Annotated in this window: 14 protein-coding genes; 11 read left to right on the plus strand and 3 right to left on the minus strand. The window is 69.6% G+C overall.

Annotated elements, in window-relative coordinates:
* The first annotated feature begins 91 nt into the window (after positions 1 to 91).
* The 5 genes from ACIRD7_RS00245 to hflX all read left to right on the plus strand — a co-directional run bounded on the left by ACIRD7_RS00245 (position 92) and on the right by hflX (position 7,497).
* On the plus strand, positions 92 to 595 hold the full coding sequence (locus ACIRD7_RS00245; RefSeq protein ID WP_403451580.1) for a hypothetical protein: 504 nt from the start codon (positions 92 to 94) through the stop codon (positions 593 to 595).
* Positions 596 to 703: 108 nt separating this feature from the next.
* Positions 704 to 1,573 carry a diaminopimelate epimerase gene (dapF, locus tag ACIRD7_RS00250; RefSeq protein ID WP_403447721.1) on the plus strand — a complete coding sequence of 290 codons (870 nt, stop codon included), beginning with the start codon at positions 704 to 706 and terminating at the stop codon, positions 1,571 to 1,573.
* 298 nt (positions 1,574 to 1,871) lie between these two features.
* Positions 1,872 to 4,061 (plus strand): RelA/SpoT family protein, encoded by a 2,190-nt coding sequence (locus ACIRD7_RS00255; RefSeq protein WP_403447723.1) that lies wholly within the window; start codon positions 1,872 to 1,874, stop codon positions 4,059 to 4,061.
* 114 nt (positions 4,062 to 4,175) lie between these two features.
* Entirely contained in the window at positions 4,176 to 5,819 is a 1,644-nt protein-coding gene (locus tag ACIRD7_RS00260; RefSeq protein WP_403447725.1) for a M1 family aminopeptidase, read from the plus strand.
* A gap of 187 nt (positions 5,820 to 6,006) precedes the next feature.
* Entirely contained in the window at positions 6,007 to 7,497 is a 1,491-nt protein-coding gene (gene hflX / locus ACIRD7_RS00265) for a GTPase HflX (protein WP_403447727.1), read from the plus strand.
* 99 nt (positions 7,498 to 7,596) lie between these two features.
* Here the strand turns inward: hflX and ACIRD7_RS00270 are convergent, their stop codons facing one another.
* Positions 7,597 to 8,799, minus strand: a complete 1,203-nt coding sequence (locus ACIRD7_RS00270; RefSeq protein ID WP_403447729.1) for a trypsin-like serine peptidase — start codon at positions 8,797 to 8,799, stop codon at positions 7,597 to 7,599.
* A gap of 263 nt (positions 8,800 to 9,062) precedes the next feature.
* Entirely contained in the window at positions 9,063 to 10,283 is a 1,221-nt protein-coding gene (locus tag ACIRD7_RS00275) for a trypsin-like serine peptidase (protein WP_403447731.1), read from the minus strand.
* A 459-nt stretch (positions 10,284 to 10,742) separates the two neighbouring features.
* Here ACIRD7_RS00275 and ACIRD7_RS00280 point away from each other — a divergent pair, with 459 nt between their 5' ends.
* The 4 genes from ACIRD7_RS00280 (at position 10,743) to ACIRD7_RS00295 (ending at position 18,106) form a co-directional block, all read left to right on the plus strand.
* Positions 10,743 to 12,500, plus strand: coding sequence for a diaminobutyrate--2-oxoglutarate transaminase family protein (locus ACIRD7_RS00280; protein ID WP_403447732.1), 1,758 nt, complete (start codon positions 10,743 to 10,745; stop codon positions 12,498 to 12,500).
* 242 nt (positions 12,501 to 12,742) lie between these two features.
* A complete protein-coding gene (locus ACIRD7_RS00285) occupies positions 12,743 to 14,725 on the plus strand; it encodes an IucA/IucC family protein (protein ID WP_403447734.1) in 1,983 nt (660 codons plus the stop codon).
* Positions 14,726 to 14,763: 38 nt separating this feature from the next.
* Positions 14,764 to 15,585, plus strand: coding sequence for a GNAT family N-acetyltransferase (locus ACIRD7_RS00290; protein ID WP_403447735.1), 822 nt, complete (start codon positions 14,764 to 14,766; stop codon positions 15,583 to 15,585).
* Positions 15,586 to 16,120: 535 nt separating this feature from the next.
* Positions 16,121 to 18,106 (plus strand): ATP-dependent DNA helicase, encoded by a 1,986-nt coding sequence (locus ACIRD7_RS00295; protein ID WP_403447737.1) that lies wholly within the window; start codon positions 16,121 to 16,123, stop codon positions 18,104 to 18,106.
* A gap of 189 nt (positions 18,107 to 18,295) precedes the next feature.
* Here the strand turns inward: ACIRD7_RS00295 and lexA are convergent, their stop codons facing one another.
* Positions 18,296 to 19,075, minus strand: coding sequence for a transcriptional repressor LexA (gene lexA / locus ACIRD7_RS00300; protein WP_093911680.1), 780 nt, complete (start codon positions 19,073 to 19,075; stop codon positions 18,296 to 18,298).
* 565 nt (positions 19,076 to 19,640) lie between these two features.
* Here lexA and nrdR point away from each other — a divergent pair.
* On the plus strand, positions 19,641 to 20,210 hold the full coding sequence (gene nrdR / locus ACIRD7_RS00305) for a transcriptional regulator NrdR (protein WP_403447740.1): 570 nt from the start codon (positions 19,641 to 19,643) through the stop codon (positions 20,208 to 20,210).
* Positions 20,211 to 20,375: 165 nt separating this feature from the next.
* The gene (locus ACIRD7_RS00310; RefSeq protein WP_403447742.1) at positions 20,376 to 23,270 is read left to right on the plus strand and encodes a vitamin B12-dependent ribonucleotide reductase; all 2,895 of its coding nucleotides are present in this window, start codon (positions 20,376 to 20,378) and stop codon (positions 23,268 to 23,270) included.
* The last annotated feature ends 94 nt before the right edge of the window (positions 23,271 to 23,364 follow it).

Below are 23,364 nucleotides of genomic sequence, written 5' to 3' on the forward strand. Positions count from 1 at the left end.
GACGCTCCGGCCGTCTTCCCGGCCTCCGACGCCATGCCATCATCGAGCTTCGATCGACCAAGTGGAGTCCGAGTTGGGAGGGCGCGTGGCGATGGAGGCCGGCCCTCGCGACACCGCACAAAGCACCGAGAACCTCACCACTGACACGGGTGAGCGGAACCCGGACGGCGACCGTCCGATGCCCGACGACCTCGACGAGACCGAGGGTGGCGTCACCGACGACGGGCCCGAGCCCGAGGAGATGTACGCGAGCGGCCCCGAGGTCGAGGTCGAGCTCCGTCCGCAGCGCCGCCTGCGCATCTGGCAGCTCGCGCCCATCGTGGGTCTGGCGGCCGTCGGCTCCCTGATGTTCGCCTTCCCGCTGGCCTTCGACTTCGGCGACAGCGGAGCCGTGATCGCGATGCTGGGGCTCCTCATCTGCTCCTGCGCGGCCGGCTGGGGCATGACGGCCGCGCGCCGCGTGGGCTACACCTGGCCGGGTCTGCCGCAGCGGGGCTCCGGACGCAAGACCGACTGGCGGGTGGTACTGGCGTACGCCCTGCTCGTGGCCGCGGTGGTGGTCCTCGCCGTGTGGCGCGTCGCTCGGCTGCGCTGAGTCTTTCCCAGCCGCCTTTTCCTCCCGCTCTTTCCCCCGCCCGCGCGCCTGGCGGCCGTGGAGGCCACGCGCGCCGGGGATGTCGTACCGACCCCGTACGATCGAGGAATGAGCACGCGGATCGCCTTCCTCAAGGGTCACGGCACCGAGAACGACTTCGTGATCGTCCCGGACCCGCAGAACGTCATCGACCTGCCCCCGTCCGCGGTGGCCGCCCTGTGCGACCGCCGTGCGGGCATCGGCGGTGACGGCCTGCTGCACGTCGTGCGGTCCGCGGCGCACCCCGAGGCCAAGGGCATGGCGGCCGAGGCCGAGTGGTTCATGGACTACCGCAACGGCGACGGCTCCATCGCGGAGATGTGCGGCAACGGCGTGCGCGTCTTCGCGCGCTACCTCCAGCGCGCCGGGCATGTCGGCGAGGGCGACCTCACCGTGGCCACGCGCGGTGGTGTGAAGACCGTGCACATCGCCAAGGACCGTGACGTCAGCGTCGGCATGGGCAAGGCCCGCCTCCCCGAAGGGGATGTCACGGTGAGTGTCGGCGAGCACAGCTGGCCCGCACGGAACGTGAACATGGGCAACCCGCACGCGGTCGCCTTCGTGGCCGACCTCGCCCACGCCGGCGACCTGTACTCGCCGCCGCCGTTCAGCCCGGCCTCGGCCTACCCGGACGGGGTCAACGTCGAGTTCGTGGTCGACCGCGGACCCCGGCATGTCGCCCTGCGCGTGCACGAGCGCGGCTCCGGCGAGACCCGGTCCTGCGGCACGGGCGCGTGCGCCGTCGCCGTGGCCGCCGCGCGCCGGGACGGCGCCGACCCGGCGGCGACCGGCGTCCCCGCGACGTACACCGTCGACGTGCCCGGCGGCACCCTGGTGATCACCGAGCGGCCCGACGGCGAGATCGAGATGACCGGCCCCGCCGTGATCGTGGCCGAGGGCGAGATCGATGCGGAGTGGCTGGAAACGTACGCTCGCTGAGCCGCTCGTGGCTTCAGATGTGGAGCGTTGTGTCGTTCAGGGGTTTGAGACCAACGGCTCCTGCGGCCGCGTACGTTCGAAAACGCGAACTGCCGATGGTCGCATGGCGCAAAACCGTAAACCAGCAAACCCTCGCTCGAATGGGTGATCCGTTTCACGCTCGGCCGGAGGCGGTCAGTCGCACGTGATGGGCTCGGTAGCATCAAGCACCGGCCCGGACGGGGGACAAGCCGCCATCCCCTGAGCCGTGTCCGCCATGGGGTACCCCGTCCGCCGGTCCACGCAGCCGGAGGTGCCCATGAGTGCGGAGGCCACGAATTCCGCGACGCCAGGCCCGGTAGCAGGCGCTGTGCCGCCCGCCGTGCCACGCAGGAAGGCCCGCGCACGCATCGACCTGCGCCGACTCGGCCGGGCGGCGTTGCTCGGCTCCGCCTCACGCGACCGGCTGCCCGACGCCATCAGCCATGTCGTAGACGCCCACCGCGCCCACCATCCCGACGCCGACCTCGAACCGCTGCGCCGCGCCTATGTGCTGGCCGAGTCCTCGCACCGCGGCCAGATGCGCAAGAGCGGCGAGCCGTACATCACGCACCCCCTGGCGGTGACCCTGATCCTCGCCGAACTCGGCGCCGAGACCACGACCTTGACGGCCTCCCTGCTCCACGACACCGTCGAGGACACCGATGTGACCCTGGATCAGGTCGGCGAGGAGTTCGACGCGGAGGTCCGCTTCCTGGTCGACGGCGTGACGAAGCTGGAGAAGGTCGACTACGGCGCCGCCGCCGAGCCCGAGACCTTCCGCAAGATGCTCGTCGCCACCGGCAACGACGTCCGGGTGATGTCGATCAAACTCGCCGACCGGCTGCACAACATGCGCACGCTCGGCGTGATGCGCCCCGAGAAACAGGCACGCATCGCCAAGGTGACCCGTGACGTGCTGATCCCGCTCGCCGAGCGGCTCGGGGTCCAGGCGCTCAAGACCGAGCTGGAGGACCTGGTCTTCGCGATCCTGCACCCCGAGGAGTACGAGCGCACCCGGGAGCTGATCGTCGAGAACGCCTCCCGCAAGGACGATCCGCTCTCCGACATGGCCGACGTGATGCGCGGCGTGCTGCGCGAGGCCGACATCCAGGCCGAAGTCCTCATCCGGCCGCGGCACTTCGTGTCCGTGCACCGCGTGTCCCGCAAGCGCGGGCGGCTGCGCGGTGCCGACTTCGGCCGGCTGCTGGTGCTGGTCAACGAGGACGCCGACTGTTACGGCGTCCTGGGCGAACTGCACACCTGTTTGACGCCGGTCGTCTCCGAGTTCAAGGACTTCATCGCGGTCCCCAAGTTCAACCTGTACCAGTCGCTGCACACCGCCGTGGCGCGGCAGGACGGGCAGGTCGTCGAAGTCCTCATCCGCACCCACCAGATGCACAAGGTCGCCGAGGCCGGGGTCGTCGCACTCGGCAACCCCTATGCGACCTCCGCCGACGACCAGGTCGCCTCGACGGACGGCGAGCGCGCGGACCCCACACGCCCCGGGTGGCTGTCACGGCTGCTGGACTGGCAGGAGGCGGCTCCCGACCCGGACACCTTCTGGTCCACGCTCCGTGAGGACCTCGCACAGGACCGTGAGATCACCGTGTTCCGGCCCGACGGCGGCACACTGGGGCTGCCCGAGGGCGCGACCTGCGTGGACGCCGCGTACGCGCAGTACGGCGAGGACGCGCACGCCTGCATGGGAGCGCGGGTCAACGGGCGTCTGGCGACGCTCAGCACGGTGCTGCGGGACGGCGACACCGTTCAGCTGCTGATGGGGCAGGACCCGGCCGCCGAGCCCTCCAGGGAGTGGCTGGAGCACGCCCATACGCCGGCCGCCCGGATCGCCATCCAGCGCTGGCTTGCCGCGCATCCCGCGCAGGTCGGCTCGGACGTCAAGGAGACCGGGGTGGCTTTCCGGGGCGCATCGGACGGGCCCGGGGCGCAGGTCACGGCCGGTGAGGGCGTGGGCGTACGGGCGCCAGGGGAGGGGTCGGTCGGGCGGTTCGGTGCCGGCAGCGTGCTCGTCGACCGGCCGGGGGCGGCCGTACGGCTCGCCGGGTGTTGTACGCCTGTGCCGCCCGACGAGGTCACCGGGTTCGCCGTGCGCGGGGGCGTGGTGACCGTCCATCGCCTCGAATGCGCCGCGGTGGCGCGCATGAAGGGCACCGGGCGCGCGGAGATCGGTGTGCGCTGGGGGGACACCACGGAGTGCCGCGTCACCCTGGTCGCCGAATCGTTCGTTCGCCCGCATCTCCTCGCGGACCTCACCGAAGCCATGGCCCTGGAAGGGGCGGAGATCGTGTCTGCCACGGTCGAGCCGCCGTCCCAGCAGCGGGTGCGGCACACCTACACGGTTCAACTTCCGGACGCGGCGCTGCTGCCCGGCCTGATGCGGGCGATGCGCAATGTCGGCGGGGTGTACGACGTGAGCCGGGCGCAGCCGCAGACGCCCACAGTGTGAACCGACGGCGGACGAGTCGGCCACGCTGCCGGTGCACCCGCCGGAACTACCCGTTCGGGTGGGCCCGGCGCGCGTCGTCGACGTCTTGCGCTTGTGCGCTGATAGCCCTGGCTCATGCTGCTCACCCCCCGTAACGAGGCCCAGCGCACTCGTCGTTCCCGTCGGCGCCTCAAGGTGCCCGCGATGCTGGCCACCGCCGTCTCCGTCTGTCTCCTCGCCGCCAGTGCCCCCGCGACGCCGCTGGGCATCGGTGACCGTCTCTACCCGCACCTGGGCAACCCCGGGTACGACGTGGCCTCGTACGACCTGGCCTTCACGTACTCAGGCAATAACAGCAAGCCCCTGAAGGCCGTCACCACCATCGACGCCTGGACGACCGCGGACCTGGAGCACGTCAACCTGGACTTCGCCCACGGCAAGGTCGAGTCCGTCGAGGTCGACGGGGAGGCCGCCTCGTTCCGCAGCGCGGGTGAGGACCTCGTCGTCACGCCCTCGGAACAGGTGCCCGACGGCAGTTGGATGCGGATCACCGTGCGGCACACCAGTGATCCCGTCTACGGGGAGAAGCGGGAGGGCGGCTGGGTACGCACCGCGGACGGGCTCGCGATGGCCAACCAGGCCGACGCCGCGCACGTCGTGTTCCCATGCAACGACCACCCGTCCGACAAGGCACTCTTCACCATCCGGGTCACCGCACCCAACGGCTACACGGCCGTCGCCAACGGGCTTCCCACGGACGTGGACCGTGCGGGCCGCTCGACGACCTGGACGTACCGGTCCCGGCACCCCATGGCCACCGAGCTCGCCCAGGTGTCCATCGGACGCTCCAAGGTCGTGCACCGCACCGGGCCGCACGGACTGCCCGTGCGGGACGTCGTCCCTGCCGAGGACCGGGTGCGGCTCGAACCGTGGCTGAAGAAGACGCCCGGCCATATCGCCTGGATGGAGAACAAGGTCGGGCGGTACCCGTTCGAGACGTACGGCCTGCTCATGGCGCACGCGTCCACCGGGTTCGAGCTGGAGACCCAGACGCTCTCGCTGTTCGAGCGGGAGCTGTTCACCCAGGCCGCCTTCCCGAAGTGGTACGTCGAGGCGATCATGGTGCACGAGCTCGCGCACCAGTGGTTCGGCGACAGCGTCAGCCCGCGCACCTGGTCCGACCTGTGGCTCAGTGAGGGGCACGCCACCTGGTACGAGGCCCTGTACGCGGCGGAGAAGGCGGGGCGCCCGCTGGAGACGCGGATGAAGGCCGCGTACGCCGCGTCCGACCGCTGGCGCGCGGCCGGCGGACCGCCCGCGGCACCCAAGGCCCCCTCGCCCGGCAAGAAGAACGGGATCTTCCGGCCCAACGTCTACGACGGTGCCGCCCTGGTCCTGTTCGCGCTGCGGCAGGAGATCGGGCGACCGGCGTTCGAGCGCCTGGAGCGGCTGTGGGTGTCCCGTCACCGGGACGGCGTCGCTTCGACGGCCGACTTCGTCGTGCTGGCGGAGGAGGTCGCCGGGCGCGAGCTCGACGGCTTCCTGCACCCCTGGCTGTACGGCAAGAAGACCCCGCCGATGCCGGGTCAGCCGGAGTGGAGGTCCGTGGACCCGGCGGAGGCGGCCACGAAGGCCGGCACGAAGGCCGGCAAGCCGGTGGCGAAGCCTGCGGGGACCAAGGTGGGCGCGAAGGCCGGCACGAAGGCTGGCAAGCCGGTGGCGAAGCCTGCGGGGACCAAGGCGGGAACGAAGGCGGGGAAGAAGGCGGGCGGTAAATAAGGCGGTGACGAGACGGGCCGTGCCGTGCGACCATTTTCGGGTCGGCGTGGCACGGCCCGCGGGAATCTCCCGGGGCGCTCGTGCGTTGTGATCAGTGACGGGGTCTGATTCCGGGTGTCACGGAATCGGGCCGGAGCGTAGCTGCCACCGTCGGCACCAGCGGATTCCCCAGAGACGTAAGGACCCAATGACCTCCTCTTCATCCTTTTCCCAGGACACGCAGCGTTTCGCGCACACCTATGCCGAAGGTCTTCGGGCCGATGCCCTGATGGAAGAGGACGTCGCCTGGAGCCACGAGATCGACGGAGAGCGGGACGGCGACCAGTTCGACCGCTCCGACCGCGCGGCCCTGCGCCGTGTGGCGGGCCTCTCCACCGAGCTCGAGGACGTCACCGAGGTCGAGTACCGACAGCTCCGTCTGGAGCGCGTGGTGCTCGTCGGTGTCTGGACCTCGGGAACCGTGCAGGACGCGGAGAACTCCCTGGCCGAGCTCGCCGCCCTCGCGGAGACCGCCGGCGCGCTCGTGCTGGACGGCGTGATCCAGCGCCGCGACAAGCCTGACGCGGCCACCTACATCGGCTCCGGCAAGGCCGAGGAGCTGCGGGACATCGTGCTCGACACGGGCGCGGACACCGTCATCTGCGACGGTGAGCTCAGCCCCGGCCAGCTCATCCACCTGGAAGACGTCGTCAAGGTCAAGGTCATCGACCGTACGGCCCTGATCCTCGACATCTTCGCCCAGCACGCCAAGTCCCGAGAGGGCAAGGCGCAGGTCGCGCTCGCGCAGATGCAGTACATGCTGCCGAGGCTGCGCGGCTGGGGTCAGTCGCTGTCCCGGCAGATGGGCGGTGGCAAGGGCGGCGGCCTCGCCACGCGTGGTCCCGGTGAGACCAAGATCGAGACGGACCGGCGACGGATCCGCGAGAAGATGGCGAAGATGCGCCGGGAGATCGCGGAGATGAAGACCGGCCGCGACATCCAGCGCCAGGTGCGCCGGCGCAACAAGGTGCCGTCGGTCGCCATCGCGGGCTACACCAACGCCGGCAAGTCCTCGCTGCTGAACCGGCTCACGGGCGCGGGCGTGCTCGTCGAGAACGCCCTGTTCGCGACCCTGGACCCGACCGTGCGCCGGGCCGAGACCCCGGGCGGGCGTCAGTACACGCTGGCCGACACGGTCGGTTTCGTACGGCACCTGCCGCACCACCTGGTCGAGGCGTTCCGCTCCACCATGGAGGAGGTCGGCGACTCCGACCTGATCCTGCACGTGGTGGACGGCTCGCACCCGAACCCGGAGGAGCAGCTCGCGGCCGTGCGCGAGGTGATCAGGGATGTCGGTGCCACCGACGTGCCCGAGATCGTCGTGATCAACAAGGCGGACGCGGCCGACCCACTGACGCTTCAGCGGCTGATGCGGATCGAGACGCGGTCCATCGCGGTCTCGGCCCGCACCGGCAAGGGCATCGCCGAGCTGCTCGCGCTCATCGACAACGAGCTGCCGCGGCCGTCGGTCGAGATCGAGGCGCTCGTGCCGTACACGCACGGCAAGCTGGTCGCCCGCGCCCACACCGAGGGCGAGGTGATCTCCGAGGAGCACACCCCGGAGGGCACGCTGCTCAAGGCGCGGGTGCACGAGGAACTGGCGGCGGATCTCGCGCCGTACGTTCCGACGACCGCCTGAGCCGACGCGGACTGCTCGCCCGAGCGGCCGTAGAACCCTTGAAGGCCCGCCCCCCTGTCGCAGGGGAGCGGGCCTTCTTCGTGCTTCAGTGCGGGCCCGTCACCGGCCGCCGTAGGTCCTGCTCATGTTCTGGTAGAGCGACTCGGCGCCCGTGCCCAGTTGCGGCCCCGCGAGCCAGGTGTTGTCCTCCGGGCCGATCGACGTGTTGGACACCAGCGTGGTGGTGCCGTTCACCACCCGGAACCATCCGCCGCCCGAGGAACCGCCCGTCATCGTGCAGCCGATGCGGTACATCGTCGGCAGGGACGGGCTGAGCGAGAGGCGGCCCGGTCGGTCGAAGCACTTGAACATCTGCAGGCCGTTGAACGGCGGTGCCGCCGGGTAGCCCCAGGCGCCCATCGTGGCGACCTCCGTCGCGGACGGCGCGGAGAAGTCGACATCCAGGGCGCCCGTGGTCTCCTCCAGGGACTTCGCGTCGGACTCCGGCTTCACATGCAGCACCGCGTAGTCGTGCGCGGCACCCGCGCCCCCGGTGTCCGAGCCATCCTGGATCCACTCGTTGGAGGTGGAGGCCCAGTCGGCCCACCAGTTGCCGTAGGGAGCGATCTCCGCGGATGTGGCGCCGCCCAGCTGCGCCTCGGACTTGCCGAGGTCGTTGTAGGCCGGGACGAACACGATGTTGCGGTACCAGCCGCCGCTCTGCCCGGCGTGCACACAGTGGCCGGCCGTCCAGACGAGGTTGGACTTGCCCGGGTGGTTGACGTCTTTGACGACTGTGCCGGAGCAGACGGCCGGGCCGTCGGGGGTGTCGAAGAAGACCTTGCCGACGGGGGCGGCGTTCTCGTGATACGGCGTCTTCTCCGCCGTGGCCTGGACCGGCGCCGGCTCCGGGTCGCTCACGCCCTGGTCGGCGGCGGCGTCCTGCGTGGTGACCGTCTTGTTGGCCTCCTTCGCGGACTGCATCCGGTCAGGCTTCCAGAGGCCCTCGATGACCGGGTTGACGAAGTCCTTGGCCTCGCTGAGCCACTTGTCCTTGTCCCACTCCTTCCAGGCGCCGTCCTTCCACCGGTCGATGTCGATCCCGTGTTCCCTGAGCTTGTCCGCGATCTCGGCCGGGATCTCGATCTTGCCGTCACTGGCGTCGGCGGCATGCGAGGCGGAGTCGGCCCCGTCGCTGACCGCGTCCCCGGTCGAGCCGCTACAGGCGGTCGCGGTCAGCGCCAGCCCGGCGACGAGCCCGGCGGCGGCGAGGAAGGAGCGTCGCCTGCGGCCCGGAACCGCGGGCATGAGTGTGGAACGCATGGTGCGATAACCCCCGTTGAAGCGTGGTGCTGCTGCGGCGCCCTGTCGCGCCTCGTGGCGCTGAAGGCAGGTGCTCGTCGCGGAGGGGCCGTGTGCGTGTACAGGCTCTGGTGCGGACCCCGAACGCGACACCCCACTATGCCCGTGGAGTTGAGAGCGAACGGCGGTGAGGCGGTGAAGGTTTCCCCCACCGCCCCATCGCCGCCCACCGTCCGACCGTCGTCACCCCCTGGCCACGGCGATCGTCACTGGGCGAGCGATCGTCACTGGGTGGCGAACTTCTCGCCCATCCCGTCGAAGACCGCCTTGGCCTCCTTGCCCAGCCGCGGACCGGCCAGCCAGCCCGCATCCACCGGACCGATCGAGGTGTTGGACACGAGCGCGGGCTTGCCGTCCGAGCCCGTCGCGACCCAGCCGCCACCGGACGAACCACCGGTCATGGTGCAGCCGATGCGGTACATCGTCGGGTCCGACGCGTTGAGCGACAGCCGGCCCGGCTTGTCCTGGCACTGGTACAGCTTCTGGCCATCGAACGGCGCCGCCGCCGGGTAACCGATCGCCCGCATGCTGTCCACGTCGGGGACGGCCGGTGCGTTGAACTCCACCGGAAGGGCCGAACCGACGATCTCCTCCAGGGACTTGCCGCTACCGCCGGCCTCCGGCTTCACATGCAGCACGGCGAAGTCGTACGGCGCGCCGTCCCCGCCGGTCGGCCCGCCCTGCTCGATCCACTGGTCCGAGGTCTGCACCCAGTCCGCCCACCAGACGCCGTACGGAGCGGCCTGCTCCTTGGTGGCGTTCTCCTGCTGGGCGGCGTCCATGGCCGAGTCGTTGTACGACGGCACGAACGCGATGTTCCGGTACCAGCCGCCGTTCTTGCCGGCGTGCACGCAGTGGCCCGCCGTCCACACCATGTTGGACTTTCCGGGGTTGGCCGGGTCCTTCACGACCGTCGCCGAGCAGACCATCGTGCCTTCGGGGGAGTCGAAGAACACCTTGCCCGCCTCGGGCGCGTTGGCGTGGTACTTGGGCGGCACGGCCTGCGCCTCCACCGGAGCCGGCGTCGGGTCGGTCACGCCCTGGTCACCGGAGAGGTCGCTGTCGTCGACGCCCCGGTCCGGGTCCTCGGCGTCGCGCATGCGGTCCGGGTCCCACAGGCCCTCAATGATCGGGTTGATGTAGTCCTTGGCCTCGCGCAGCCAGTCGTCCCGGTCCCAGTTCTTCCAGGCGCCGTCCTTCCACTTGTCGATGTCGATCCCGTGTTCCTTGAGCCCGTCCTTGATGTCGTCCGGGATCGTGATCTTGCCTTCGGCGCCCGCTGCCGCGGACGCGGTGGCCTCGCCACCCGCCTCGGCGTCGCCCGAGTCACAGGCGGTGACGGTGAGGGCCAGCGCCGCGGCGAGCGCGACCAGAGGCAGCGGGGAGGTTCTGCGGCGCGCGCTCCTCCCTCGGCGGGCGGTGAACGACGGCCGTATCGATCGCATGATCTGACTCCCCCTGAAGTGGCAGTACTTGGCGCCGCGCCGTGAACTTCCGCCGATCACTCGGAGATTCCGGCGTGCGGCCACGGCGCGTTGGGACGGCATCACACACTATGCGCTCGCTGTGGGGCCCCGCCGACGGAACGGCAACGGTTTCGCTACGGGCTGTCTGAACAGGCAACTTGTCCGGAGCAGCACGTATTTGACGTACGTGCGCACGCTTACGCGGCTGGAGTGACGAGCGTGAACCGCGATGGTTCTGTCTCGGCAACGATCTTGAAGCAACCCGTAACCCGGTGAACGGTCCGCTGTTGGTAGCCGTGGGGGAGCCGCAGCCCACGCGCGGTCCCTCGTGCCCAGTTCCCCGGAGTTTCGAGTGGACGCTCGCGGGGCTTCGTATGTCGGGTCGGGCGAGGATGCGAGAGACCTGCTCGCCCCTGGACAGCGGGAGGACAGGGAGCCATGGCCGTGACCGAGTCTGTGCGCGGGGGTACGTCCGAGTCGGCAGGAGCGGGTGCCGTGCACGTGGGGATCCTGCGCCGGCAGTCGGCACGCGAGTCGGCGGCACGCACCTACGCGCGTGCCCTGCCGATCGTGCCGGTACGTGCCCGCGGACTCACCATCGAAGGGGCGGACGGCAGCCGCTACCTGGACTGCCTGTCCGGCGCGGGAACCTTGGCGCTCGGGCACAACCACCCCGTGGTCCTGGAGGCCATCCGCAAGGTCCTCGACTCGGGCGCGCCCCTCCACGTCCTCGACCTGGCGACCCCGGTCAAGGACGCCTTCATCACCGAGCTGTTCCGCACGCTGCCGCCCGGCCTCGCCGACAACGCGCGCGTGCAGTTCTGCGGACCCGCCGGCACCGACGCGGTCGAGGCCGCCTTCAAGCTCGTCCGTGCCGCGACCGGGCGCACCGGCATCCTCGCCTTCAGCGGCGCCTACCACGGCATGACCGCCGGCGCACTCGAAGCCTCCGGGGGCGCCTTCGACGTACGGGTGGCGCGCCTTCCCTACCCGCAGGACTACCGCTGCCCCTTCGGCGTCGGCGGCGAACAGGGCGCCGAACTTGCCGCACGCTGGACCGAGTCCGTCCTGGACGACCCCAAGTCGGGCGTACGACAGCCCGCCGGGATGATCCTCGAACCCGTTCAGGGAGAGGGCGGTGTGATCCCCGCCCCGGACACCTGGATGCGGCGCATGCGGCAGATCACCGCGGACCGCTCCATCCCCTTGATCGCCGACGAGGTCCAGACGGGAGTCGGACGCACCGGCTCCTTCTGGGCCGTGGAGCACAGCGGCGTCACACCCGACGTCATGGTCTTCTCCAAGGCCATCGGGGGCAGTCTGCCCCTGGCCGTCATCGTCTACCGCGACGACCTCGACGCCTGGCAGCCCGGCGCCCACGCCGGCACCTTCCGCGGCAACCAGCTCGCCATGGCCGCCGGCATGGCGACGCTCACCTACGTCCGCGAGAACCGCCTCGCCGAGCGCGCGGCCGAACTGGGCGAGCGAATGCTGAGCCGGCTCCAGGGACTCGCGGGGGAGTTCGCGTGCATCGGGGATGTGCGGGGGAGGGGGCTGATGATCGGCGTCGAGGTCGTGGAGCCGGAGGCCGAACCGGAGCGCGCGCAGGATCTTTCGGGGGCGCAGGCGGGTGAGGGCGGCACTGAGATGCTTACCGGCCCTGCCTGGGCGGGGGGAGCTGGCGGTCCGGCGATTCCGGGTGCTGCGGATGGTCTTGGGTGGCGCGGTGGCGGGGCTGGAGGGCTTTTGGGTGCGGGTCCTGTCCATGGTGAGGGCGGTGTGCCGACCGGGGGTGCCGCCGTGGCGGAGGAGGCTGGAAGGGCTGGGACAGGGGAGCGGGGCCCCGACCCTCGTCCCGCTGCTCCCGACCTCGCCGCCGCCATCCAGCGTGCGTGCCTGCGACGTGGCCTCATCATCGAGCTCGGCGGCCGCCACTCCAGCGTCGTACGGCTCCTTCCACCGCTGACCATCAGCGACGAGCAGGCCACCGCGGTGCTCGACCGACTGGCCGACGCGGTGGACGCGGTGTCCCGCGGGCGTGCCGGTCGAGGCCAGCTGGGTCGGCGGCAGGGAGGGCAGGGAGGACGGGGCGACAAGGCCGACAGCGCGGGACGGGTCGATCGGGCTGACTGTGCGGGGCGGGGCGATCGGGCTGACTGTGCGGGGCGGGGCGATCGGGCTGACTGTGCCGGATAGCCCGGCGTGGGATGGGGACGCGCCCGTACCCGCCCAGCCTCGTTTCCTTGCATCGTCGTCCGCCGACCGGTCCGCGCCCGAGCGGCGACCCACTCCCAAGCGAAGCATCACCCTCCCTCGCAACCCCGCTCCCAACTGACACCCCCCAACCGTCTGCTGAACGCGGCCTTCCACCTCACGTCCCCTCATCGCAATAAGGCCGCCGGCGCCCCACGAGCCAGAAACACCTCAGAGGACGAGCCTTGAACAGCACCTCCACAACCGACGCCCCTCCTGCCGCCGGGCAGACTCGAGCCGACTCTGAGGCCGTAAGCGCGCAGGTGCCGGTCCGCACGCCTGCGCAGACAGGCGCCCCCGACATCGAGCGCCTGAACGGGGTCGCCTCTGACCTCTTGGAAGACCCCGCCCCGGACACCGCAGCCCAAGCCGCCGCGGTGGAGAACCTGCTTCGCTGCTGGGTTCGCGAGTCCAACATCCCCCAACCCCGCGACGGAATCCTCCGCATCCCTCTGCCTGCCACCGGCACAGCCCTGCTGACCCCGGTCCACTACTGGTCCCCAACGGGCTGGCACCGCTTCGGCCTCCCACGACTGGCCGACGCTCCGGTCCAGGCCCCGGCGATCGATGCCGTCACCCTCGCCGCGCTATTGGCCAGGGAGGCGTTCGCTCACCCGACGTCATCCCGTCGCGCATCGGTGTCCTCCTTCGCATCCACTCTCGGCCCCGCCGCCACAGTCACCGCGGCGTCCGTCGTCACCACCGATCTCGTCGCCCGCGTCGCCGACTCCACCCGCCGGACAGCCACCTTCGTCAAGGAACGCCGGGGCCGCTCGGCGAGCACCTCTGACCTGTTCCTCGCAGCCGAGCAGGCACTTCTGCTCGGCCACCCGTACCACCCGACGCCGAAGAGTCGCGAGGGTCTCTCCGAGTCCGAAGCACGCCTTTACTCACCCGAGTTGCGTGGTTCCTTCCCTCTGCACTGGTTGGCTGTGGCGCCTTCCCTGCTCGCCACCGACTCCGCATGGACCGAACGTGGCCGTGTCATCCCCGCACCGCAGCTCACGGCCCGGCTTGCCGGCACTGACCTTCCGCTTCCCGAGGGCTACGCGGCTCTTCCGCTGCATCCGTGGCAGCTGCGCGAGATCCGGCACCGCCCCGAGAGCGAGGCACTCCTCGACGCCGGGCTGTTGGTCGACCTCGGCGCCCACGGGGCCCCGTGGCACCCCACCTCCTCCGTCCGAACCGTCCACAGGACCCAGTCCCCGGCCATGCTCAAGCTGTCGCTGGGTCTGCGCATCACGAACTCCTGCCGTCAGAACCTCCGCAAGGAGCTGCACCGTGGCGTGGAGGTGCACCGACTCCTGCGCACCGGACTCGCGACTCAGTGGCAGGCCACGCACCCGGCCTTCGACATCGTTCGCGACCCGGCCTGGCTCGCCGTCGACGGGCTGGACGGTGCCCCTGTGCCGGGCCTCGACGTGATGATTAGGCACAACCCCTTCCGGCCCTCCGACGACGTCTCCTGCGTAGCCGGCCTTGTCTCACCCCTCCCTCACCCCCACGCCGATGTCACCACTGGCCGACCTCAATCGGGCCGGGAGCCCCTGCGGTCCCGTCTTGCCGAACTGGTCATGCGCCTGGCCGCCCGAACCGGCCGCTCGCGAGGCGCCGTCGCTGTCGAGTGGTTCCTGCGATACCTCGAGCACGTCGTTCGCCCCGTGCTGTGGCTGGACGCTGAGGCGGGAATCGCCCTGGAGGCACACCAGCAGAACACGCTGCTCCTGCTGGACGGTCATGGGTGGCCTGCGGGTGGCCGGTACCGCGACAACCAGGGCTATTACTTCCGTGAGTCCCGGCGGGCAGAGCTGGAGGCTCGGCTGCCGGGCATCGGCGAGCACAGCGACTCCTTCGTCACGGACGAAGTCACCGATGAGCGCTTCGCGTACTACCTCGCGATCAACAACGTGCTCGGCCTCATCGGCGCGTTCGGCTCCCAGCACCTCGCCGATGAACAACTCTTGCTCGCCGCCTTCCGCCGGTTTCTCGGCGATGCGGCCTCTGGTCCCGCCCGTCTGCGTACGTCACTGCCCTCTCACCTGCTCGACTCACCGGTTCTGCGCTGCAAGGCCAACCTCCTGACCAGGCTCCACGGCCTCGATGAGCTCGTAGGGCCCGTGGACACCCAGTCCGTCTACATCACCATCGCCAACCCCCTTCATTTCTGAGGAACATGACCCACTACGCCTCCTGAGAGGAGCGTCCCGTGCCTCATACCGACGCGAGTGCCAACACAGATACCGTCCCGGTCACCGAGTTCGGCACCACCATGAGCCCGCTTGCTCGTGAGAGCCGTATCGGCCCGGCTACCGATGTGGGAGCCGACGCTGAGGACACGCTGGACCTGCGACTGCCCGATGATTTCGTCGCGTTTTGCGCGGAGGGCACCGGTGGCGGCGGGGAGCGGAGCCCGGGAGCAGGCACGGGCACGCCTGCCTTCGGTGACCGGACCGCCCCCGATCTGCTCGGCAGCGTGGTCGACTGGGGGCCGGTCAGCACAGCGGCTGGGCTGCTGCACCTTGTCCCCGCACGGATCGACCAGGACGTGCCGATCATCAGCCGGTGGATGAACGACCCCGCTGTCACGGCCTTCTGGGGGCTCGCTGGATCCGAGAACGCCACTGAGGATCATCTGAGCTCCCAGCTCTTCGGCGACGGGCGCAGCGTCCCGTGCCTGGGCGTGTTGGGCGGCACCCCGATGAGCTACTGGGAGATCTACCGAGCGGACCTCGACCCGCTGGCCCGCCACTACCCGGCTCGACCCCACGACATCGGAGTCCATCTTCTTATCGGGGCCGCCGGTGACCGCGGGCGAGGCCTCGGAGCAACTCTTCTCCGAGCCGTCGCCGACCACGCGCTCGACCAGCGGCCTGCCTGTGCTCGCATCGTCGCGGAACCGGACATCCGCAACACCCCCTCCGTCGCTGCCTTCTTGAGCGCAGGATTCCGGTTCGCCGCTGAGATCGACCTGCCCGCCAAGCGAGCCGCCCTCATGATCCGAGACCGAAGCCTGCGCCATCTGCTGTGACGCCACGTCGCAGTGTCGTCACTTTTGGTACACCGCTCGTGTCGATCCGGTTCCCGATCCCGGCGCACCAAATTTCGGATCGAGCCGATCACCGATCCCGGATCGAGCCGATCACCGATCCCGGTCGAGTCGATCGCGGATCGCGGGTCGAGTCGATCACCGATCCCGGATCGAGGCGATTGCCGAAGGCATCGCAGGAGACCGCCCCGCGACCCCGTACACAACGATGGCTGCCTTTCCGTCGCACCGAAGCAATCCGGCCACAGCCGACCAACCTCGACCCCCTGCGGGCACAGCCGACCAGCCCCCTCCCCGGGCGACAGCCGTCCTCCACATCGATCGCATCCGGTCCACCCCGCCCACTCCGCGAATCAACCCCCGACCATCGTCAAACCACCCCCGACCTCAACCGATCCGATCCGACCCACACCCGAACAGATCCGATCGCCGCCCAGGGAACCCCGGTCTTGATCCAGCCCCTCGTCCTCACCGCGGGCGCTCACTTGTCAGTGCCGGGCCGTAGGGTGGTCGCGCTATGACGAAGCCCTCACTCCCCGAACTCCTGCATGCTGCCGTCACTGCCGTAGGCGGCACGGAGCGCCCTGGCCAGGTGACGATGGCCGAATCCGTCGCTGATGCGATCGACGGCGGCTCCCATCTGCTGGTCCAGGCCGGCACCGGCACCGGAAAGTCGCTGGGCTACCTCGTGCCCGCGCTTGCGCACGGGGAACGCGTCGTCGTGGCGACGGCCACCCTGGCGCTTCAGCGCCAGCTCGTGGAGCGGGACCTGCCACGCACGGTCGATGCACTGCATCCCCAGCTGCGCCGCCGCCCGGAGTTCGCGATGCTCAAGGGCCGGTCGAACTATCTGTGTCTGCACCGTCTGCGTGAGGGCGTCCCGCAGGACGAGGAGGAGGGCCTCTTCGACCAGTTCGAGGCCGCAGCACCCACCAGCAAGCTGGGTCAGGACCTGCTGAGGCTGAGGGACTGGTCCGACGAGACGGAGACAGGCGACCGCGACGACATGACGCCTGGTGTGTCCGACCGAGCCTGGGCCCAGGTGTCGGTGTCGTCACGCGAGTGCCTCGGCGCTTCGAAGTGCGCGTACGGCGCCGAATGCTTCGCCGAGATGGCCCGAGAGCGGGCCAAGCTCTCGGACGTCATCGTCACTAACCACGCGCTGCTCGCGATCGACGCCATCGAGGGTGCCCCGGTCCTCCCGCAGCACGAAGTTCTGATCGTCGACGAGGCACACGAACTGGTCTCCCGAGTCACCGGAGTCGCCACCGGCGAGCTCACGCCCGGGCAGGTAAACCGCGCCGTGCGCCGCGCCGCCAAGCTCGTCAACGAGAAGGCAGCCGACCAGCTCCAGACAGCCGCCGAGGGCTTCGAACGGCTGATGGAGCTGGCCCTGCCGGGCCGCCTGGAGGAGATCCCGGAGGACCTCGGCTACGCGCTCATGGCGCTGCGCGATGCGTGCCGCACCGTCATCTCCGGGATCGGCGCGACCCGTGACAAGTCCGTGCAGGACGAGGACGCGGTCCGCAAGCAGGCGCTGGCGTCGGTCGAGTCCGTGCACGACGTGGCGGAGCGGATCACGAATGGTTCGGAGTGGGACGTCGTCTGGTACGAACGTCACGACCGCTTCGGCGCGTCCCTGCGTGTCGCCCCCATGTCGGTGTCGGGTCTGCTGCGGGAGAAGCTCTTCACGGACCGCTCGGTCATCCTGACCTCCGCGACCTTGAAGCTCGGCGGCGACTTCAATGGCGTTGGTGCGTCGCTGGGGCTGGCTCCGGAGGGCACGGAGGGCGACGATCTCCCGCAGTGGAAGGGCGTGGACGTCGGCTCGCCGTTCGACTACCGCAAGCAGGGCATTCTGTACGTGGCCAAGCACTTGTCGCGGCCCGCGCGGGACGGTGATCGCGTGGACATGCTCGATGAGCTGACCGAACTGATCCAGGCCGCCGGTGGCCGCACGCTCGGGCTGTTCTCCTCGATGCGAGCCGCCCAACTGGCCGCCGAGGAGCTCCGCTCACGCATCCCCGAGTTCCCGATCCTCCTCCAGGGCGAGGAGACGCTCGGCGAGCTGATCAAGAACTTCGCGGCCGACCCGAAGACCTGTCTGTTCGGCACGCTGTCGCTCTGGCAGGGCGTGGACGTGCCCGGCCCCAGCTGCCAGCTGGTCGTCATGGACAAGATCCCGTTCCCCCGGCCGGACGACCCGCTGATGAGCGCCCGCCAGAAGGCGGTGGAGGACGCCGGCGGCAACGGCTTCATGGCGGTCGCCGCCACTCACGCGGCCCTGCTCATGGCCCAGGGCGCGGGCCGCCTGGTGAGGGCGTCGGGTGACCGCGGCGTAGTCGCCGTACTGGATCAGAGGCTCGCTACGGCGCGGTACGGGAGCTACCTGAAGGCGTCACTGCCCGACTTCTGGTACACCACGGACCGTAATCAGGTTCGGAAGTCACTGGCCGCGATCGACGCGAAGGCGAAGCAGACTGAGGCTGTAGAGGCCGAGTGATCGTGGTTAGCCTGTCGCGGGCGCCGCGACAGGCTAACCGTCGATCCAAATTGCGCTGACACCGGGGCCCGTGGGCGCGGTAGCGCAAGGGCACGGGAACCCTGGAGACAGCACAGGGCCCCGGAACCGGCGCAGGGGTCCCGGGGCCCGGTCAGAGGGCGACGCCGTCGAGGTCGCCCGCCGCGGCCGTCACACGCGCCGCAGCACCGCCACCACCTTGCCCAGGATGGTCGCGTCGTCGCCGGGAATCGGCTCGTACGCGGAGTTGTGCGGGAGGAGCCAGACGTGGCCGTCCTCGCGCTTGAAGCGCTTGACGGTGGCCTCGCCGTCGAGCATCGCGGCCACGATGTCGCCGTTCTCGGCGACCGGCTGGCGCCGGACCGTGACCCAGTCGCCGTCGCAGATCGCGGCCTCGATCATCGAGTCACCGACGACCTTGAGCACGAACAGCTCGCCGTCGCCGACCAGCTGCCGGGGGAGGGGGAAGACGTCCTCGACCGACTCCTCGGCGAGGATCGGGCCACCGGCGGCGATGCGGCCGACGAGGGGGACGTACGACGCGGCGGGCTTGCCGGCGGTGTCCGTGGGCTGCACGGAGGCGGCCTGGTCGGAGCCGCGCACCTCGTACGCGCGCGGCCGGTGCGGGTCGCGGCGGAGGAACCCCTTGCGCTCCAGTGCCATCAGCTGGTGTGCGACCGAGGACGTGCTGGACAGGCCGACCGCCTGGCCGATCTCCCGCATCGACGGCGGGTAGCCGCGTCGCTGCACGGAGTCCCTGATGACCTCGATCACGCGGCGCTGGCGATCGGTGAGTCCCGAGCTGTCCGCCCGGATGCCAGGAGGTCGCCCTGGCAGGGAGCGCTTGTGTCCCTCGGGATTCATGGCTTCGTTCATCGCATGCACCGGCTCGAGTCGGCCCTGGGAGCGGTCCTGGGCAGTGATGGTGGCACTGTCTGCGGTGGTGGTCACGTCGGCCCCTCTCGATGGTCTCCCTGCTGCACAACGGTAGTTGCTTTCGAAAGGTTGCGCCAAACACACGTTCGAGTGAAAAACCGCGAATCACCTGACGTGATCGCGTGTCGGGGTGTATGGCTGACGAGCTGTCCGGCGGGCAAAAGGGCCCATTGTTGTACTCTTCACCGCCGGGGTGACGACCTCGTGGGTTGTTGCCCCAGTCTGCCATCCGGGATCACTTCAACCGGGTACCGACCCCCATCTGTGCGGGAGTCCCACGTCCCCTCCGTGCGGCGCTCACGGTATCTCCGTATGTGCCGCAGCGATACGGGCGTGCAGCAGCGTGTGCGGCGCGCGAGGCGTGGCAGGACGGCACGTGCCAATGTCCGTGCGACACGCGCGTATGGCGTCGATGTATGAGCCAATCCCCACATCTAGTGGTTGGATTGCGGGAGCAGCCCAGAAGTTGTGGTCCCCCGGGTCTTCGGAGGTTCGGAGATCGCCTATGCTTGGGGCTGCTTCGCGGGGCTCATGGGGCCCAGCGAGGCTATTGAGTCTGCTGTGAGGAGGGTTGGGAGTTATGCACTGTCCCTTCTGCAGGCACCCCGACAGCCGTGTCGTCGACAGCCGTACGACCGACGACGGCACATCGATCCGCAGGCGCCGCCAGTGTCCTGACTGCTCCCGTCGTTTCACGACCGTGGAGACCTGCTCACTGATGGTGATCAAGCGGTCCGGAGTCACCGAGCCGTTCAGCCGCACCAAGGTCATCAACGGTGTGCGCAAGGCATGCCAGGGACGACCTGTCACCGAGGACGCGCTCGCCCAACTCGGCCAACGGGTCGAGGAGGCGGTGCGGGCCACCGGAAGCGCCGAGCTGACCACCCACGACGTGGGACTGGCCATACTCGGCCCGTTGCAGGAGCTCGATCTCGTCGCCTATCTGCGATTCGCCTCCGTCTACCGAGCCTTCGACTCGCTCGAGGACTTCGAGGCCGCGATCGCGGAACTGAGGGAGGGGACGGGTCGCGCCGCCGCGGACGACGACGACCGCGAAGGCGACGTGGACGCAGTCACGGGGGGCCAGGAAGACGACCGCGGGTCCGGAGGGACTGCACAGGTCCCCGTGCCCGCCAACGCCGCCGACTGAGGGCGGGCCGGACTCGGTCGTCAGAACCGGGATCCGGCCGAGAGGGCGGCGACAGAAGACCTGCTGCGGGTGGCGATCAGAGGGTGCCCGCAGCACCAGACAGAACACGTGCCACGGGGAACATCGGGGCACTTCAGGGCGTTTTCGCCCGTAGAGGGAGGCGGCATGACAGAGACGGCGAGCGGTCCGGCACGGAGTTCCCGCGCCAAGGGCACCAAGGCGACCAAGGGACTGCGTATCGAGCGCATCCACACCACCCCCGGCGTGCACCCGTACGACGAGGTGGCCTGGGAGCGCCGTGACGTCGTCATGACCAACTGGCGCGACGGCTCGGTGAACTTCGAGCAGCGCGGCGTCGAGTTCCCCGACTTCTGGTCGGTGAACGCGGTCAACATCGTCACCAGCAAGTACTTCCGCGGTGCCGTCGGCACCCCGCAGCGCGAGGTGAGCCTCAAGCAGCTCATCGACCGCATCGTGAAGACGTATCGGAAGGCCGGCGAGGACTACAAGTACTTCGCCTCGCCCGCCGACGCCGAGATCTTCGAGCACGAGCTGGCGTACGCCCTCCTGCACCAGATCTTCAGCTTCAACAGCCCCGTCTGGTTCAACGTGGGCACCCCGCAGCCCCAGCAGGTCTCCGCCTGCTTCATCCTGTCCGTCGACGACTCCATGGAGTCGATCCTCGACTGGTACAAGGAAGAGGGCATGATCTTCAAGGGCGGCTCCGGCGCCGGCCTGAACCTCTCCCGCATCCGCTCCTCCAAGGAACTGCTGTCCTCCGGCGGCAACGCCTCCGGTCCGGTTTCCTTCATGCGCGGTGCCGACGCCTCCGCAGGAACGATCAAGTCGGGCGGCGCCACCCGCCGCGCCGCCAAGATGGTCATCCTCGACGTCGATCACCCCGACATCGAGGACTTCATCGAGACCAAGGTGAAGGAAGAGGAGAAGATCCGCGCCCTGCGTGACGCGGGCTTCGACATGGACCTGGGCGGCGACGACATCACGTCCGTCCAGTACCAGAACGCCAACAACTCGGTCCGCGTGAACGACACGTTCATGAAGGCGGTCGAGACGGGCGGCAAGTTCGGCCTGACCTCCCGTATGACCGGCGAAGTCATCGAAGAGGTCGACGCCAAGGCCCTGTTCCGCAAGATGGCCGAGGCCGCCTGGGCCTGCGCCGACCCCGGCATCCAGTACGACGACACCATCAACCACTGGCACACGTGCCCGGAGTCCGGCCGCATCAACGGCTCGAACCCGTGCAGCGAGTACATGCACCTGGACAACACGTCCTGCAACCTCGCCTCGCTGAACCTGATGAAGTTCCTGAAGGACGACGGCAAGGGCAACCAGTCCTTCGACGTCGAGCGCTTCTCTAAGGTCGTCGAGCTCGTCATCACCGCGATGGACATCTCCATCTGCTTCGCGGACTTCCCGACGCAGAAGATCGGTGAGAACACGCGCGCGTTCCGCCAGCTCGGCATCGGCTACGCCAACCTCGGCGCCCTGCTGATGGCGACCGGCCACGCGTACGACTCCGACGGCGGCCGTGCCCTCGCCGGTGCCATCACCTCCCTGATGACCGGCACCTCGTACCGCCGTTCCGCCGAACTCGCCGCGGTCGTCGGCCCGTACGACGGCTACGCCCGCAACGCGACGCCGCACCTGCGCGTCATGAAGCAGCACGCCGACGCCAACGGCAAGGCCGTCCGCATGGACGACCTCGACACGCCGATCTGGGCCGCCGCCACGGAGGCCTGGCAGGACGTGCAGCGCCTTGGTGAGAAGAACGGTTTCCGTAACTCCCAGGCGTCCGTCATCGCCCCGACCGGCACCATCGGTCTGGCGATGTCCTGCGACACCACCGGTCTTGAGCCCGACCTCGCGCTGGTCAAGTTCAAGAAGCTGGTCGGCGGCGGCTCGATGCAGATCGTCAACGGCACCGTCCCGCAGGCCCTGCGCCGCCTGGGTTACCAGGAGGAGCAGATCGAGGCGATCGTCGCCCACATCGCCGAGCACGGCAATGTCGTCGACGCCCCGGGCCTCAAGCACGAGCACTACGAGGTGTTCGACTGCGCCATGGGCGAGCGTTCCATCTCCGCGATGGGCCACGTCCGCATGATGGCCGCGATCCAGCCCTGGATCTCCGGTGCGCTCTCCAAGACGGTCAACATGCCGGAGTCGGCGACCGTCGAGGAGGTCGAGGAGATCTACTTCGAGGCCTGGAAGATGGGCGTCAAGGCGCTCGCCATCTACCGCGACAACTGCAAGGTCGGCCAGCCGCTCTCCGCGAAGACCAAGGAGAAGGAGAAGGCCGAGATCACGGAGAAGGCCGAGGCCACCATCCGTGAGACGGTCGAGAAGGTCGTCGAGTACCGCCCGGTCCGCAAGCGCCTCCCCAAGGGTCGTCCCGGCATCACGACGTCCTTCACGGTCGGCGGCGCCGAGGGCTACATGACCGCCAACTCCTACCCGGACGACGGTCTCGGCGAGGTCTTCCTGAAGATGTCCAAGCAGGGCTCGACTCTCGCGGGCATGATGGACGCCTTCTCGATCGCGGTCTCCGTCGGCCTTCAGTACGGCGTGCCGCTGGAGACGTACGTCTCGAAGTTCACGAACATGCGCTTCGAGCCGGCCGGCATGACGGACGACCCGGACGTGCGGATGGCGCAGTCGATCGTCGACTACATCTTCCGCCGCCTGGCGCTCGACTTCCTGCCCTTCGAGACGCGCTCCGCGCTCGGCATCCACTCCGCCGAGGAGCGTCAGCGCCACCTCGAGACGGGCTCCTACGAGCCCAACGAGGACGAGGTCGACGTCGAGGGTCTGGCCCAGTCGGCGCCGCGCGCCCAGGAGCTGAAGGCCGTCGCCACGCCGAAGGCGGAGGCCTCGGCGGCCAAGCCCGCCCCGCAGCAGGCCCACACCAGCGCCGAGCTGGTGGAGATGCAGCTGGGCATCCAGGCCGACGCCCCGCTGTGCTTCTCCTGCGGTACGAAGATGCAGCGGGCCGGCTCCTGCTACATCTGCGAGGGCTGCGGCTCGACCAGCGGCTGCAGCTGACACCGCGCGGGGCCACGGCCCCGACCGTCGGACAGCCCGTGAAGGGCTCTGACGGCAGGTACAGCAAGTGAGAGGGGCGCCGACCATGTGTCGG

Origin of the sequence: Streptomyces sp. NPDC093568 (assembly GCF_044764945.1) — a bacterium.
In the GTDB taxonomy this organism is placed as follows: Bacteria; Actinomycetota; Actinomycetes; order Streptomycetales; family Streptomycetaceae; genus Streptomyces.

What these genes read in the sequence shown, in the direction of transcription:
- ACIRD7_RS00245 (WP_403451580.1), top strand. Translation starts at nt 92, where the DNA reads ATGGAGGCCGGCCCTCGCGACACCGCACAAAGCACCGAGAACCTCACC.
- dapF (WP_403447721.1), top strand. Translation starts at nt 704, where the DNA reads ATGAGCACGCGGATCGCCTTCCTCAAGGGTCACGGCACCGAGAACGAC.
- ACIRD7_RS00255 (WP_403447723.1), top strand. Translation starts at nt 1,872, where the DNA reads ATGAGTGCGGAGGCCACGAATTCCGCGACGCCAGGCCCGGTAGCAGGC.
- ACIRD7_RS00260 (WP_403447725.1), top strand. Translation starts at nt 4,176, where the DNA reads ATGCTGCTCACCCCCCGTAACGAGGCCCAGCGCACTCGTCGTTCCCGT.
- hflX (WP_403447727.1), top strand. Translation starts at nt 6,007, where the DNA reads ATGACCTCCTCTTCATCCTTTTCCCAGGACACGCAGCGTTTCGCGCAC.
- ACIRD7_RS00270 (WP_403447729.1), bottom strand. Translation starts at nt 8,799, where the DNA reads ATGCGTTCCACACTCATGCCCGCGGTTCCGGGCCGCAGGCGACGCTCC.
- ACIRD7_RS00275 (WP_403447731.1), bottom strand. Translation starts at nt 10,283, where the DNA reads ATGCGATCGATACGGCCGTCGTTCACCGCCCGCCGAGGGAGGAGCGCG.
- ACIRD7_RS00280 (WP_403447732.1), top strand. Translation starts at nt 10,743, where the DNA reads ATGGCCGTGACCGAGTCTGTGCGCGGGGGTACGTCCGAGTCGGCAGGA.
- ACIRD7_RS00295 (WP_403447737.1), top strand. Translation starts at nt 16,121, where the DNA reads ATGACGAAGCCCTCACTCCCCGAACTCCTGCATGCTGCCGTCACTGCC.
- nrdR (WP_403447740.1), top strand. Translation starts at nt 19,641, where the DNA reads ATGCACTGTCCCTTCTGCAGGCACCCCGACAGCCGTGTCGTCGACAGC.
- ACIRD7_RS00310 (WP_403447742.1), top strand. Translation starts at nt 20,376, where the DNA reads ATGACAGAGACGGCGAGCGGTCCGGCACGGAGTTCCCGCGCCAAGGGC.